Here is a 13879-nt window from a genome sequence, read left to right as displayed (position 1 = left end):
GGTGTATGGACGGCTACGACAAATTCGCCCACGAACCCTTCGCCGTCACCGTTGATCTGGCCGTGTTCACCCTCCGGGAGGGCTCGCTGCACGTGCTGCTCGTCGAGCGAGGGCAGGAGCCCTACGCCGGGCGCTGGGCCCTGCCCGGCGGATTCCTGCAGCCGGACGAGTCCGCGGAGACGGCCGCCCGGCGTGAACTCGCCGAGGAGACCGGCCTGTCCGACGTCTCGGGGCTGCACCTGGAGCAGCTGCGGACGTACAGCGAGCCGGACCGCGACCCCCGGATGCGGGTCGTGTCCGTCGCCTTCGCCGCACTGCTGCCCGACGCTCCCGAGGTGCACGGCGGCAGCGACGCGGCCCGGGCCGACTGGGTGCCGTACGGCGCGGCGGGTCCGCTCGCCTTCGACCACGACCGCATCCTGGCCGACGCCCACCACCGCGTCGGCGCCAAGTTCGAGTACACCTGCCTCGCCACCGCCTTCTGCCCGCCCGAATTCACCCTCGGCGAGCTCCAGCAGGTCTACGAGACCGTGTGGGGCACCGACCTGGACCGGCCCAACTTCCGGCGCAAGGTGCTCGCCACGCCGGGCTTCGTCGAAGCCGTCCCGGGCGCCGCGCGACTGACCGGCGGCCGCGGCAAACCCGCCGCGCTGTACCGCGCCGGAACCGCCACCGCCCTCCACCCGCCTCTCCTGCGGCCCACCCGGGAAGGACGCCCCGCATGACCACGCTCGTCCACAAGCAAGCCGCCACCGGAGCGCTCACGGGCCTGGCCCTCGGGGATGCGCTGGGATACCCGACCGAGTTCAGTGACGTTCCGTCGATACTTGCCACGTTCGGTCCGTGGCGGCAGCTGGATCTGCCCGGCCGGGCCACCGTGTCGGACGACACCCAGATGACACTCGCGCTCGGGCGCGCGGTGCGGACGGCGATGGACCGGGGGCTGCTCACCCCGCTGCGTCTGGCCCGGCCCCTGCGTGAGGAGTTCGTGGACTGGTACCAGTCCCCGGAGAACAACCGGGCTCCGGGCCGCACCTGCATGAAGGCCTGTCACCTGCTGAAGGACGAGTCCCGCCCCTGGCAGGACGCCAGCCAGATCGACTCCAAGGGCTGCGGCGCCAACATGCGCGTCGCACCCCTGGGCCTGGTTCCGGGCCTCAGTGACGAACAGCGCGCGGGCGCCGCCCAGTTGCAGTCCGCCCTCACCCACGGACACCCCACCGCGCTCGCCGCCTCCGACCTCACCGCACACGCCGTACGTCTGCTCGCTCAGGGCGCCGAGCCGACCGGGCTGATCGGCCTGCTCCGCTCCTACGCCCTGGAGAACCGCGGCCGCTACCACGAGCGCTGGCTCGGCGACCTGTGGCGGCGGGCCGGGGACCCGAGCCCCGAGCGGTTCATCGCGCGCGGCTGGGACGAGTGCCTGGAGGCCCTCGAACGGCTTCGGCATGCCGTGCGCACCGTCTCGCCGGAGACCGACCCCTGCCTGGCCACCGGCGAGGGCTGGATCGCCGAGGAGGCCCTGGCGACCGGGCTGCTGTGTTTCCTGCTCTTCGTCGACGAGCCGCTGACCGCCCTGCGCCGTGCCGCCTGCACCGCCGGCGACTCGGACTCGATCGCCTGCCTGACGGGCGCTTTCGCGGGCGCCTGCCTGGGCGCGGAGGCCTGGCCCACCGAGTGGGCCGACCGCATCGAATACCGGAGTGACCTGCTCACCCTCGGGGCGCTGTGGGACGCGTGACGCCGCGAAGCCGCCCGCGGGCCCTCACGTCAGGCGAATCGCGTTTCCCTCCACGGTGATCCGCTCGGCGGGCAGCGGCCGGGTCGCCGGGCCCTGGGACACCGCGCCGTCGGCGATCTGGAACTTGCTGCCGTGGCAGGGGCAGTTGATCGTGCCGCCGGAGACGGACCCCACCGTGCAGCGCTGGTGGGTGCAGATCGCCGAGAAGGCCTTGAACCGGCCCTGCTCCGGCTGGGTCACGACGACTTCCTCGTCCTTGAAGATCTTGCCGCCGCCGACCGGGATCTCGTCGATGTTTGCCAGGACCTGGCCGGCGGGGGCGCTCGTCGCGTCCTGGCCGGTGGGGGAGCTCGTCGACTCGGAACCGTTGTCGTCGCCTCCGCCGCCGCAGGCCGCGACGAGCGCCGCCGCGCCCGTCGCCCCCGTCGCGAGGAGGACCGTGCGGCGTGTGGTCTCGTGGGTCATGTCGTCACTCCGAAAGCGCCAAAGAGGACTAAATCGGGATGTGCATCATCTTGGCACTGAACCCTCCCAAACACACCGATCCTGGCGTCTCGGCGAGCGGGCGCCGCACACCTGGACCGCGCGGGCTGACTAGGCTGGTCGGACGTAGAGCGACACGCACGTCAACAAGGAGCATCGCCGTGGCGGTACGAGCGGTCCGGGGCGCCGTCCAACTCGAACGGGACGAGGCCGGGCACATGGACGAGCAGGTCGGAGCCCTCCTCGCGGAGATCCTCGAGCGCAACGATCTCGCCGCCGACGACCTGATCAGCATCTGGTTCACGGCCACGCCCGACCTGCACAGCGACTTCCCGGCGGCGGCCGCCCGCAAGCTGGGCATCGTCGACGTGCCGCTGATCTGCGCCCAGGAACTGGACATCGAAGGCGCCATGCCGCGCGTCGTCCGGGTCCTCGCGCACATCGAGTCCGACCGGCCCCGCGCCGACATCGCCCACGTCTACCTCGGCGCCGCGGCCGCCCTGCGCAAGGACATCGCCCAGTGAGGACCGCACTCGTCATCGGCACCGGCCTCATCGGCACGTCCGCCGCGCTGGCCCTGTCCCAGCGGAGCGTCACCGTGCACCTCGCCGACCCGGACCCGGAGCAGGCCCGTACGGCGGCCGCGCTCGGCGCCGGCACGGACGAGGCGCCGGACGGGCCCGTGGACCTCGTGATCGTCGCCGCCCCGCCCGCGCACGTGGCGGACGTGCTCACCGACGCCATCCGCCGCGGTGCGGGACGCGGCTACCTCGATGTCGCCAGCGTCAAGGGCGGGCCGCGCCGCGAGCTGGAGGAGCGCGGTCTCGACCTGTCGGCGTACATCGGCTCGCACCCCATGTCGGGCCGGGAGAAGTCCGGCCCGCTGGCCGCGACCGCGGACCTCTTCGAGGGCCGCCCCTGGGTGCTGACCCCGACCCGGGACACCGACACCGAGGTGCTGAACCTCGCCCTGGAGCTGGTCTCGTACTGCCGGGCCGTGCCGGTCGTCATGGACGCCGACGCCCACGACCGGGCCGTCGCCCTCGTCTCCCACATGCCCCACCTGGTCTCCAGCCTGGTCGCCGCGCGGCTGGAGCACGCCGAGGAGTCCGCCGTACGACTGTGCGGGCAGGGCATCCGCGATGTGACGCGGATCGCCGCCTCCGACCCGCGGATGTGGATCGACATCCTCTCCGCGAACCCCGCGCCGGTCGCCGACCTGCTCACGGACGTCGCCGCCGACCTGGAGGAGACCGTGCGGGCCCTGCGCGCCCTGCAGTCCTCCGACGACCACAAGCGCCGCGAGGGCGCCGGCGGGATCGAGGACGTGCTGCGGCGCGGCAACGCCGGGCAGGTCCGCGTCCCCGGCAAGCACGGGTCCGCGCCACGGGCCTACGAGGTCGTGGTCGTGCTCATCGACGACCAGCCGGGACAGCTGGCCCGGATCTTCGCCGACGCGGGTCTGGCCGGGGTCAACATCGAGGACGTGCGGATCGAGCACGCGACGGGGCAGCAGGCCGGTCTGGTGCAGCTGATGGTGGAGCCCAAGGCGGCCCCGGTGCTGAGCGCCGCGCTGCGGGAACGGGGCTGGGCGATCCGGCAGTAGGAGGTACGGTCGGGTGGGCCGTTCCGGGGGCTGCCGCCCCGGGCCCCCGCTTCGGCCTGAACGGCCTCGTCCTCAAGCGCCGGACGGGCTGGCCCTGGCCGGGCGCCGCCGTCGGCCGTGGGCCGGATGAGCCGGGCGCCGTGGGCCGTACGGGCCGAGCGCCGTCGGCGGTCGTGCGCAGCCGTCTCGGACGCGCGGCCGGACGAGTGACGCGAACCCAGTAACCTGGTGCGGGGCAGTCGCGCCCTCACCCCGCCGAGCCCGGTTCAGGAAGGTCCCCACTGTGGAAAGCGCCACGCCAGTGATTGTCGCCATCGACGGCCCCGCCGGCACCGGCAAGTCGAGCACCTCGAAGGCCGTGGCGGCCCAGCTGGGGCTGAGCTACCTGGACACCGGCGCCCAGTACCGGGCCATCACCTGGTGGATGGTGAGCAACGGCATCGACATCGACGACCCCTCCGCCATCGCCGCCGCCGCGGGCAAGCCCGAGATCGTCTCCGGCACCGACCCGGAAGGGCCTGCCATCACGGTCGACGGCGTGGACGTGGCCGGTCCGATCCGCACCCAGGAGGTCTCCTCCAAGGTCAGCGCGGTCAGCGCGGTGCCGGAGGTGCGCGCCCGGATCACCGAGCTGCAGCGTTCGATCGCCGCCTCCGCGGAGCAGGGCATCGTCGTCGAGGGCCGGGACATCGGCACGACGGTGCTGCCCGACGCCGACCTCAAGGTCTTCCTCACCGCCTCCCCGGAGGCGCGCGCCGCCCGCCGCAGCGGCGAGCTGAAGGGCTCCGACGTCCACTCCACCCGCGAGGCCCTGATCAAGCGGGACGCAGCCGACTCCAGCCGCAAGACCTCCCCGCTCGCCAAGGCGGACGACGCCGTCGAGGTGGACACCACCGAGCTCACGCTGGCCCAGGTCATCGAGTGCGTCGTCACCCTCGTCGAGGAGAAGCGGGCCGGGAAGTGACCGATCTGCCTTCGGCACGGGGTGCCGAGGTCGGGCGGCGCATCGGCGTCGGCCTGATGTACGGGCTGTGGAGGCCGCGCGTGCTCGGAGCCTGGCGGGTTCCGGCGAGCGGTCCGGTGATCTTCGCGGTCAACCACTCCCACAACATCGACGGCCCGATGGTCATGGGCGTGGCGCCCCGGCCGACGCACTTCCTGATCAAGAAGGAAGCGTTCATCGGGCCGCTGGACCCCTTCCTGCTCGGCATCGGGCAGGTGAAGGTCGACCGCGACACCACCGACCGCACGGCGATCACCCACGCGCTGGGCGTCCTGGCGGGCGGCGGCGTGCTCGGCATCTTCCCGGAGGGCACCCGGGGCGAGGGCGACTTCGCCTCGCTGCGCGCCGGCCTCGCATACTTCGCGGTGCGCAGCGGCGCCCCGATCGTCCCGGTGGCCGTGCTGGGAAGTTCCGGGAAGCCCGGACGGTTGATAAAGGCGCTGCCTCCGCTGCGCTCCCGCGTCGACGTCGTCTTCGGCGAGCCCTTCGAGGCGGGCGACGGCAGCGGTCGCCGGACGCGCAAGGCGCTGGACGAGGCGACCGGACGCATCCAGAAGCAGCTCGCGGCCCACCTGGAAAACGCCAGGCGCCTCACCGGGCGCTAGACGACACTGAGTAGTGGACCAGCCCGGAACAGCGGGTACTCCACCGACCACCACGATGAACGACGAGGTACGGACTTCATGAACGACCACATCCAGCCCGACGGCTCGGACGCCTCCGAGGGCGCGTACGAGCACGACCACGGGGCGCTCGGCGACGTCGAGTACGCGGAGTTCATGGAGCTCGCCGCCGAGGAGGGCTTCGACGTCGAAGACGTCGAGGGTGCCATCGAGGCGGCCGGGCACGGCCCGCTGCCCGTCCTCGCCGTCGTCGGCCGCCCCAATGTCGGCAAGTCGACCCTGGTGAACCGCATCATCGGTCGCCGCGAGGCCGTCGTCGAGGACAAGCCCGGCGTCACCCGCGACCGGGTGACCTACGAGGCCGAGTGGGCCGGCCGCCGCTTCAAGGTCGTCGACACCGGCGGCTGGGAGCAGGACGTCCTCGGCATCGACGCCTCCGTGGCCGCCCAGGCCGAGTACGCCATCGAGGCCGCCGATGCGGTCGTCTTCGTCGTCGACGCCAAGGTCGGCGCCACCGACACCGACGAGGCCGTCGTCCGGCTGCTGCGCAAGGCCGGCAAGCCGGTCGTGCTGTGCGCCAACAAGGTGGACGGCCAGAGCGGCGAGGCCGACGCGTCCTACCTGTGGTCGCTGGGCCTGGGGGAGCCGCACCCGGTCTCCGCGCTGCACGGCCGCGGCACCGGCGACATGCTCGACCAGGTCCTGGAGGTGCTCCCCGAGGCGCCGCGCCAGACGTTCGGTGCGGGCGGCACCGGCGGACCGCGCCGCATCGCCCTGATCGGGCGGCCGAACGTCGGCAAGTCCTCCCTGCTGAACAAGGTGGCGGGCGAGGAGCGCGTCGTCGTCAACGAACTGGCGGGCACCACCCGCGACCCGGTCGACGAGCTGATCGAGCTCGGCGGGGTCACCTGGAAGTTCGTCGACACGGCGGGCATCCGCAAGCGCGTCCACCTCCAGCAGGGCGCCGACTACTACGCCTCGCTGCGCACCGCCGCCGCCGTCGAGAAGGCGGAGGTCGCTGTCATCCTGATCGACGGCTCCGAGTCCATCTCGGTGCAGGACCAGCGGATCGTCACCATGGCCGTCGAGGCGGGCCGCGCGATCGTCCTCGCGTACAACAAGTGGGACACCCTCGACGAGGAGCGCCGCTACTACCTGGAGCGGGAGATCGAGACCGAGCTCGGCCAGGTGGCGTGGGCGCCCCGGGTGAATGTCTCGGCGCGCACCGGCCGGCACATGGAGAAGCTGGTCCCGGCGATCGAGACGGCCCTGGCGGGCTGGGAGACCCGGGTCCCGACGGGACGGCTGAACGCCTTCCTCGGTGAGCTGGTCGCCGCCCACCCGCACCCGGTCCGGGGCGGCAAGCAGCCGCGCATCCTGTTCGGCACGCAGGCGGGCACCAAGCCGCCGCGGTTCGTGCTGTTCGCCTCCGGATTCATCGAGGCGGGCTACCGGCGCTTCATCGAGCGCCGGCTGCGTGAGGAGTTCGGCTTCGACGGGACGCCGATCCACATCTCCGTGCGGGTGCGCGAGAAGCGCGGCAAGAAGAAGTAGCGCGCAGCACCGGAAAGGGCGGCCCCGAACGGGGCCGCCCTTTCCGGTGTCCGGTGCTCGCTCAGACGCCGCCGCGCCGCCCCGGCGGCAGCGCGGCCGGTACGTGGTGCATCCCCGTGCTGTGTGAGGCGACGGTCCCGACACGCTGCCACTGCGGCTGCTGCCCGGCGGCATGGCGGGCGCTCTGGGCGCCCGCGCTGTAGGCACTGTAGGAGCTGCCGTACGCCCCTGCATACGAGCCCGAACTGTGCTGCGGGGTGTTCCCGAAGGCGGTGAATCCCAGCTTCTCCTCGCCGCTGCGGTCGCCGGGCAGTGCGCGGAAGGACTTGACGTACTCGGCGTAGAGCGCGTCGTAGATCGGCGTGGCCGATGGGCCGCCATGGGAGTCCTGAGCCGATCGCGCGGACGGGATCGGCGAGAAGGACTGGCGGCGGGGAACGTCGTATGCGTGCACGTATGTCCAAACGACCCCGCGGGTCAAGGGATGCGGCCCGGGTACGGCTTTCGCGGGTCTGCGGCGTGCTCGGGTGACGGGCGGCTCAGGTGCCGGCCAGCGGCAGCGCCGAGCCGACCAGCTGTCCGTTCGCCGCCGCCTTGTCCAGCGCGTCCCGCAGCAGGTCCTCGCGCGGCTGGCGGCCGATCGAGCCGGCGGGCGCCGCGAACATCAGCACCTGCTGGTGCTTGTTGGCCGCCGCGCGCCAGCCGTCCGTCACCTGGAGCGGCTGGTGCGCCTGCCACCAGGCCACCGGCTGGCCGCCGTTGCTGCCGGGCTGGAGCACCGCGTGCAGCTGGCCCACGGCCAGCAGCACCGACCAGCCGTGCAGCACCGGCGGTACGGCGGACAGCTCCGACAGCGGCATGAAGCCCTGCTCGACGAGCAGCGGCAGGAAGTCGTCGCCGGTGCCGGTCGTGCCGGGCCGGGCGATGGGTCCGGTCGGCTCCACCACCAGGGCCGGGTGGAGCTCCCCGCCGATCAGGACGAGCCCGCTGGTCACACCCAGCACCGCCTGCTCGGGCACCGCCTTGTCGGGCACCACCCGGTCGGGCTCCAGGTCGACGGTGTCGCCGGTGATGGACTTCACGGCGCCCCGCAACTGCTCCTCGGTGACCTGCACGACCTGCGAGGGCAGACAGCCGGCGTGGGCGAAGGCGAGGACGGCGGTCTCGTCACCGATGAACAGGACGGTGCTGGTGCGCTCCTGCTCGGAGTCGCCCGGTGTGCGGCAGGACGTGCAGTCGTAACTGCCCGGGGCGGTCTCTCCGGCGAGCAGGCGGTCGGCTTCTTCGTCGCCGATCTCGGCGCGTACCTCGTCGCTGACGTCGAGCATGCGCGGCACGGGTGGCTCCCTCGGGGATGCGGTGCGTGGCAAAGCCGGGTGGCTCCCGGCCCGTGGTCCGGGTCGGTCCCGGCTCGTGAAGAAGACAACGGCCGATCTGTGGCGGGAGTCACGCCCCAGGGCGAACGGAATCGAACCAACCGGCGCGCAGGGTCACGCTTCGCGCGGAATCGCGCACTCACCGTCAACTCGCCGATATGTAAAGGGTGTTGAAAGGGTGAAGTGGGTCACAGGCCGACAGGGGGGTTGGTGAACAAATCCGGAAATCCGCGAATGAAGTGGGTGTCCGGAAATAGCCGTTACCTGCGGTATCAGCGAACTGGCCTGCCGGGACGGCTGCGTGGTTGATGCCGACCGCCGACCTCCTTAGATTCCTCCGCCGTGTGCAACGAGCACCGCTCGGGTACGTCCACCGGCCGCCGGGTTCCCAGGAACCGGGCACGGCACCGCTCCGGTGGACGGGGCGAGTGTGGCCCTCGCGCCCCATGGCGCGGGAGTGGCGCTCCGCCTTGGGGGATCCCGGGTGTTTCGAAAGGGACCTACATGTCCGAATGTGCCGATACCTCTCGCCCCGACGCTCGGAAGAGCCAGGTTCGTACGACGGCGGTCCTCGCCGGGGCGGCACTGCTCGCGCCCCTCGGACTGCTCGCCGCGACCGGGAACGCCGCGGCGGCCGACAGCGGAGTGTGGGACCGCATCGCCCAGTGCGAGAGCGGCGGCAACTGGCACATCAACACCGGCAACGGCTACTACGGCGGACTCCAGTTCGCCGCCTCCACCTGGAACGCCTACGGCGGCACGGCCTACGCGCCCACCGCCGACCGGGCGAGCAGGTCCCAGCAGATCGCCGTGGCCACCAAGGTCCAGCGCGCCCAGGGATGGGGCGCCTGGCCGACCTGCTCGGCACGCGCCGGGGCGAGCGGCGGCGCACCCGCCGCGGACCCGGTCACCTCCACCGCGCCGGCCCCGGCGAAACGGCCGAAGGCGCCGCCGCGTTCCACGGAACACGCGGACCGCGGCTCCTCCCGTGGTGACTACACCGTCCGCCGGGGCGACACGCTGAGCGGTGTCGCAGCCCGGCACGGGACCACCTGGCAGCACCTCTACGCCGCCAACAAGGCCGCCATCGGCGGGGACCCCGACGTGATCGTGCCCGGCCTGCGCCTCAAGTTCTGAGACGCTGCTCCCCCTCGCCGGGACACGGGCCCCGTCCGGTCGGCCGACCGGACGGGGCCTCGGAGTCCGGCATCAGCCCGTCAGTTCGGCCGTCTCCCCGGCGAACACGACGGTCCCGCGGCGCAGTTCGTAGACGATCGCGGACCGGTCCCGCAGGGCGGACGGCAGCCGCTGCTCGGCGACCACCACACACGCCTCCAGCGCGCCCAACAGCTCGTACGTCCGGGCCGCGACCGAGGGCGACATGCCCTGGGCGGGCTCGTCGACGAGCACCACGCGCGCGCGGGCGAGCAGGGCCCGGGAGAGGGCGAGCATGCGCTGCTCCCCGCCCGAGAGGGTTCCGGCGCGCCGCTCCAGCAGGGGCCGCAGCTGCGGGTAGGCGTCGAGGGCCGGGGTGTGGTCGCGTGCGGCGAGTGCGAGGTTCTCGCGCACGGTGAGCGAGCCGAACACGGCCCTCCGCTCCGGCACCAGGCACAGCCCCCGCCGGGCCCGTTCGTACGCCGGGACGCGGGTCACGTCCGTGCCGTCCCACACCACCGCGCCGCCCGACAGGGGCACGGTGCCGGCCAGGGCGCGCAGGGCGGTGGTGCGGCCGGACCCGTTGCGGCCGAGCAGCACGGTGAGGCCCGGGCCGGGGGCGGCGAGGGTGATGCCGTGCAGCGCTTCCAGGGGGCCGTAGCGCACGCGTGCTTGGCGCAGGGAGACGGTCGTCATCGGCCGGCCCCCGATTCCAGGGCGTCCAGCACGCGTCCGGGCGGGCCGGAGGCGACGATCCGGCCCGCGGTCATCACGTGCACGACGTCGGCGAGTCCGGCCACCAGGTCCAGATCGTGCTCGACGACGAGGAGGGCGGTGCCGTCGGCGGCCAGGGCCTTCAGGACCCGGGTCAGGGCGGTCACTTCGCCGGTGTCGAGCCCGGCGGCGGGCTCGTCGAGGAGCAGGACGCGGGGGCTTCCCGCGAGGACCCGGGCCAGTTCGACGCGGCGCAGCGTCCCGGTGGGCAGCCCGGCGGCGGGCCGTGCGCGCAGGGGGCCGTCGAGCCCGAGCAGCCTGAGGGCGCGCTCCACGGCGCCCGGGTCGGTCACCCGGCCCTGCTCGGCGCCGACGCGGACGTTCTCGGCCACCGTCAGCGAGGGGAAGACGGCCAGTTGCTGGAAGGTCCGTGCCACGCCGAGCCGGGCCCGGGCGTGGGCGGGCAGCGCGGTGATGTCCCGCCCGCCGAGCCGTACGGTCCCGCGCGCGGGCGGCAGCGTCCCGGCCAAGCAGTGGAACAGGGTGCTCTTCCCGGCCCCGTTGGGTCCGACGACCGCGGTGATCCGGCCGGGGGAGAGCTCCAGGTCCACTCCGTCGAGGGCGGTGAAGCCGCCGTAGTGGGCGTGGAGGCGGCGGGCGGTGAGGAGGGGAGCGGCGGGGACAGCGGCGGTTGCGGGCGTGGACGGCGGAGCGCCTCCCATGGGCGCCGCGGCGTGCGGCCGGGTGGCCGGGGAGGGGGCCGGGGTCGGCTGGGGCCGGGGGGCTGGTGAGGGCATAGGGGCAGGCTGGGGCCGAGGGACCGGTGAGGGCTTCGGGGTCGGCTCGGGCCGGGCGGGCGGTGCGGGCTTGAGGATCGGCTCGGGCTGGGTGGTTGGGGAGGCCTCGGGTGGTGCCTTCGGCCGGGTGGTCGGGGAGGGGGCGGGGCTCGTCTCGGGCCGGGTGGTCGGGGAGGGCCCGGCGGACGCCTCAGGGGCACGCTCCGGCCGGGTGGTCGGCGGGCCGTTGACGTCGCTCGGCAAGGTGGGGACGGCCCGGCCCGGTGGGCCGTGTTCCGGGTGGCTGTCGCCGTCCGGGTGCTCCCGCCGGGCGGCTGCTCCTGTCCCCGCTGCCCTGTGGACCACGCGTGTCGCCCCGGTCGGCACCGGCGCGCTCGGGGCCGTCTGCGGTTCCGCGGGGCGCAGCAGCCGGCGGGCCCGGGCGCCCGCCGGAGTCAGGGCCGGGGTGCGGCGCAGCCGGAGGCGTTCCATGGCCGTGCGCAGGGCCTCGTACGGGCCACCCGGGAAGCGGCCCACCAGGATCGCCAGGACGCCGATCAGCGCCGCCGCGACGCCGCCCCGGGTGCCCGCGTCGAGCCCGACCAGGAGAGCCGCCGCTGCGAGGGCGCCGAGCGTGCTGTCGGCGCCGAGCACCACCACCGCGGCGAACCACAGCAGCCCCCGCACGGGGTCGTAGGCGGCGGCGTCGAAGGCGCGCAGGCTCATGCCGAGCATGCCGCCGCCCAGCGCGGCCAGCGCGGCACCCGCGACGAAGGCCAGCAGCTTGAGGGACGGCACCCGGACGCCCGCCGCCTGCGCGCCCTGCTCGTGATCCCGCATGGCGGCGAGGGCCCGGCCCGTCCGCCCCCGGCGCAGCGCGTGCGTGGCCAGCAGCGCGACCGCCAGCAGGAGCAGCTCCAGCACGTAGTACGCCCGGTCCCCGTCGAAGCCCGCGGGACGGCCCAGGGACAGGCCCGCGGTGGCGTACGGCTGGGCGAAGACGAAGCGGCTCACCCCCACGCCGACCGCGAACGTCGCGAGCGCCAGCGCCAGGCCCCGGCGGCCGATCGCCGGCCAGCCCGTCAGCAGGCCGAGCGGCGCCACCAGGACCACCGACACCCCGAGGGCCGCCAGCTCCGGCAGGGCGGGCAGCCCCGGGAAGCGGCCCGCCGCCAGCAGCGCCGTGAACAGGGCGCCCAGGCCCGCGTACGCCGCCTGCCCCAGGGAGATCTGGCCGCCGCGCCCGGTGACGACCACCAGGGACAGCAGGATCACCGCCAGCGCCGGGACCTGGACCGAGGTGTGCAGATCCTGCCCGGCGAGACCCAGCGGCAGCAGGAACAGCACGAGCACCACGATCCAGGCACCCGGCGGGGTCGGCACGCGTGCCGTGGCCGTGCGGGGCAGTGCGTCCCGCTCCCCGACGCCCGGCAGGACCAGCGCCGCGACCAGCAGCGCGACGACGAACAGGTTCGTGCCCACCGCCTGGAGGAGCGGCTCGGCCCAGCCCGACGGGTGCAGCCGCGTCAGCTGGCTCTGCGCCACCCCGATGCCCAGCGCCACCACCACCGCGACCGGCAGGCTCCGCATCCGCGCGGCGACCGCGACCGCCACGACCTCCATCACGAGCAGCGAGAGACCATATGGGTCGAGCCGCACGTACGGCGCCAGCAGCACGCCCGTCAGACCGGCCGTGAACGAACCGAACGCCCAGCCCGTGGCCGCGACCCGGTCCGCGTCGATGCCGCCCAGCTCGGCCAGCCGCCGGTCGTCGACCACGGCGCGCAGCTCCCGCCCGAACCGCGTCCGGCGGACCACCGCCGCGACCCCGGCGGCCAGCACCAGCACCACCGCCAGCTGCCCCCACGGCTCGTCCGGCACCAGCACCGGCGCGTCGTCCCGCGCCCCCTGCCCCCACAGCAGCGCCGCCCCGCCCACCAGCAGCACGAACACCCCGATGGACGCCACCAGCGTCTGCGCCGGGTCGCCGCCCAGGACCGCCAGGGGCCGGAACACGAACCGTTCCAGGACCACCCCGAGCCCCGGGGCCAGCACCAGCAACGTCACCACGGCGCCGAGCCACAGCGGCCAGCCCCACTCGACCACGCACTGCCGCAGCACGTACGCGCACACCATCGCGATGGCGCCGTGGGCGAAGTTCAGTACGCCCGTCGCGCGGTACGTCATGATCAGGCCGATCCCGGTCAGCGCCGCCGCGCTGCCCACCGAGAGCCCGGCGAGGGCGAGGTCGTACGTCAGTGACGACATCAGTCGGTTTCTGCGGCCGGCTCGCAGATCGGGCAGGGGTCCAGCTCACCGCTCGCCACCAGCTTGGAGTCCACCGGGACCGCCTCCGCCTTGGCCGCGACCAGCGGGCAGTCCGCGCGGTGCCACAGCGTGCCGCCCGGCACCATCAGCAGGTCGCCGCTGACCGCGAGCGGGGCGAGCGCGGCCCGGCCGGTCCCCTCCGGCTCGTCCGGCTCCGCCGCCACCAGCAGGTGGTACAGATCCTCCACGCGCGTGGCGGCGATCGACCCCCGGCCCCGGGCCAGCAGGACGGCCCCGGCGACGATCAGCGCGGCCCCGGGGATCGTGCAGGAGGCCAGGTAGGGCAGCTGCCGTTCGGCGTAACGCTCGCCGGAGACTCCGTACCAGCCGACGACGCACAGCACCGCGCCGGCGGCCAGGGCGGCCCAGCCCGCCCACAGGACGGGATGCACGGTCCGCAGTCGGCTGGTCCGCATCGCTGGCTCCCACACGTCGGATTCGGCTGTGCGTGCGTCGGGCTGCCTGTTCAAGTCCGCCGATCGCTTGCACTATGCCCTGTGGAAGCTGACCCTGAAAGCAC

14 protein-coding genes are annotated in these 13879 nt (G+C 73.9%); 8 read left to right on the top strand and 6 right to left on the bottom strand.

The window, feature by feature from the left end; translation table 11 throughout:
- The first annotated feature begins 5 nt into the window (after nt 1-5).
- Both A4E84_RS08890 and A4E84_RS08885 read left to right on the top strand, forming a co-directional pair.
- Nucleotides 6-725, top strand: coding sequence for an NUDIX hydrolase (locus A4E84_RS08890; RefSeq protein ID WP_062926017.1), 720 nt, complete (start codon nt 6-8; stop codon nt 723-725).
- Nucleotides 722-1741 (top strand): ADP-ribosylglycohydrolase family protein, encoded by a 1020-nt coding sequence (locus A4E84_RS08885; RefSeq protein WP_062926016.1) that lies wholly within the window; start codon nt 722-724, stop codon nt 1739-1741. The genes A4E84_RS08890 and A4E84_RS08885 overlap by 4 nt, the downstream gene beginning before the upstream one ends.
- 24 nt (nt 1742-1765) lie before the next feature.
- Here A4E84_RS08885 and A4E84_RS08880 read toward each other — a convergent pair whose 3' ends face one another.
- Nucleotides 1766-2206: a Rieske (2Fe-2S) protein gene (locus A4E84_RS08880; protein ID WP_062926015.1), complete on the bottom strand. Its 441-nt coding sequence runs from the start codon at nt 2204-2206 to the stop codon at nt 1766-1768.
- 179 nt (nt 2207-2385) lie between these two features.
- Between A4E84_RS08880 and aroH the strand changes: the two genes are divergently transcribed.
- The 5 genes from aroH to der all read left to right on the top strand — a co-directional run bounded on the left by aroH (nt 2386) and on the right by der (nt 7010).
- On the top strand, nt 2386-2748 hold the full coding sequence (gene aroH / locus A4E84_RS08875) for a chorismate mutase (RefSeq protein ID WP_062926014.1): 363 nt from the start codon (nt 2386-2388) through the stop codon (nt 2746-2748).
- Nucleotides 2745-3830 (top strand): prephenate dehydrogenase, encoded by a 1086-nt coding sequence (locus A4E84_RS08870; RefSeq protein WP_062926013.1) that lies wholly within the window; start codon nt 2745-2747, stop codon nt 3828-3830. The genes aroH and A4E84_RS08870 overlap by 4 nt, the downstream gene beginning before the upstream one ends.
- A gap of 283 nt (nt 3831-4113) precedes the next feature.
- The gene (cmk, locus tag A4E84_RS08865; RefSeq protein ID WP_062926012.1) at nt 4114-4794 is read left to right on the top strand and encodes a (d)CMP kinase; all 681 of its coding nucleotides are present in this window, start codon (nt 4114-4116) and stop codon (nt 4792-4794) included.
- Nucleotides 4791-5438, top strand: coding sequence for a lysophospholipid acyltransferase family protein (locus tag A4E84_RS08860; protein ID WP_062926011.1), 648 nt, complete (start codon nt 4791-4793; stop codon nt 5436-5438). Before cmk ends, A4E84_RS08860 begins: the two co-directional genes overlap by 4 nt.
- Before the next feature lie 78 nt (nt 5439-5516).
- A complete protein-coding gene (gene der, locus A4E84_RS08855) occupies nt 5517-7010 on the top strand; it encodes a ribosome biogenesis GTPase Der (protein ID WP_062926010.1) in 1494 nt (497 codons plus the stop codon).
- 61 nt (nt 7011-7071) lie between these two features.
- Here the strand turns inward: der and A4E84_RS08850 are convergent, their stop codons facing one another.
- Nucleotides 7072-7464: a hypothetical protein gene (locus tag A4E84_RS08850; protein WP_062926009.1), complete on the bottom strand. Its 393-nt coding sequence runs from the start codon at nt 7462-7464 to the stop codon at nt 7072-7074.
- An 85-nt stretch (nt 7465-7549) separates the two neighbouring features.
- A complete protein-coding gene (locus A4E84_RS08845) occupies nt 7550-8347 on the bottom strand; it encodes a hypothetical protein (protein ID WP_062926008.1) in 798 nt (265 codons plus the stop codon).
- 543 nt (nt 8348-8890) lie between these two features.
- On the opposite strand from A4E84_RS08845, the gene A4E84_RS08840 reads away from it, so the two are divergent.
- Nucleotides 8891-9523, top strand: a complete 633-nt coding sequence (locus A4E84_RS08840; protein ID WP_062926007.1) for a LysM peptidoglycan-binding domain-containing protein — start codon at nt 8891-8893, stop codon at nt 9521-9523.
- A 72-nt stretch (nt 9524-9595) separates the two neighbouring features.
- On the opposite strand, the gene A4E84_RS08835 is transcribed toward A4E84_RS08840, so the two are convergent.
- Genes A4E84_RS08835 through A4E84_RS08825 form a run of 3 tightly spaced genes read right to left on the bottom strand, consistent with a single transcriptional unit; the run spans nt 9596 to nt 13775 of the window.
- Entirely contained in the window at nt 9596-10237 is a 642-nt protein-coding gene (locus A4E84_RS08835; RefSeq protein WP_062926006.1) for an ABC transporter ATP-binding protein, read from the bottom strand.
- A complete protein-coding gene (locus tag A4E84_RS08830; protein WP_062926005.1) occupies nt 10234-13299 on the bottom strand; it encodes a branched-chain amino acid ABC transporter permease/ATP-binding protein in 3066 nt (1021 codons plus the stop codon). Before A4E84_RS08830 ends, A4E84_RS08835 begins: the two co-directional genes overlap by 4 nt.
- On the bottom strand, nt 13299-13775 hold the full coding sequence (locus tag A4E84_RS08825) for a hypothetical protein (RefSeq protein ID WP_062926004.1): 477 nt from the start codon (nt 13773-13775) through the stop codon (nt 13299-13301). Before A4E84_RS08825 ends, A4E84_RS08830 begins: the two co-directional genes overlap by 1 nt.
- Nucleotides 13776-13879 lie beyond the last annotated feature (104 nt).

Origin of the sequence: Streptomyces qaidamensis (assembly GCF_001611795.1) — a bacterium.
In the GTDB taxonomy this organism is placed as follows: Bacteria; Actinomycetota; Actinomycetes; order Streptomycetales; family Streptomycetaceae; genus Streptomyces; species Streptomyces qaidamensis.
The sequence above is the reverse complement of the archived record's forward strand: the minus strand, read 5'-3'. Positions and strand labels throughout refer to the sequence as shown.

Excerpts from the sequence above, each read along its gene's own strand:
- A4E84_RS08885 (WP_062926016.1), top strand. The coding sequence starts at position 722 with ATGACCACGCTCGTCCACAAGCAAGCCGCCACCGGAGCGCTCACGGGC.
- A4E84_RS08890 (WP_062926017.1), top strand. The coding sequence starts at position 6 with ATGGACGGCTACGACAAATTCGCCCACGAACCCTTCGCCGTCACCGTT.
- A4E84_RS08880 (WP_062926015.1), bottom strand. The coding sequence starts at position 2,206 with ATGACCCACGAGACCACACGCCGCACGGTCCTCCTCGCGACGGGGGCG.
- A4E84_RS08830 (WP_062926005.1), bottom strand. The coding sequence starts at position 13,299 with ATGTCGTCACTGACGTACGACCTCGCCCTCGCCGGGCTCTCGGTGGGC.
- A4E84_RS08835 (WP_062926006.1), bottom strand. The coding sequence starts at position 10,237 with ATGACGACCGTCTCCCTGCGCCAAGCACGCGTGCGCTACGGCCCCCTG.
- der (WP_062926010.1), top strand. The coding sequence starts at position 5,517 with ATGAACGACCACATCCAGCCCGACGGCTCGGACGCCTCCGAGGGCGCG.
- A4E84_RS08825 (WP_062926004.1), bottom strand. The coding sequence starts at position 13,775 with ATGCGGACCAGCCGACTGCGGACCGTGCATCCCGTCCTGTGGGCGGGC.
- A4E84_RS08840 (WP_062926007.1), top strand. The coding sequence starts at position 8,891 with ATGTCCGAATGTGCCGATACCTCTCGCCCCGACGCTCGGAAGAGCCAG.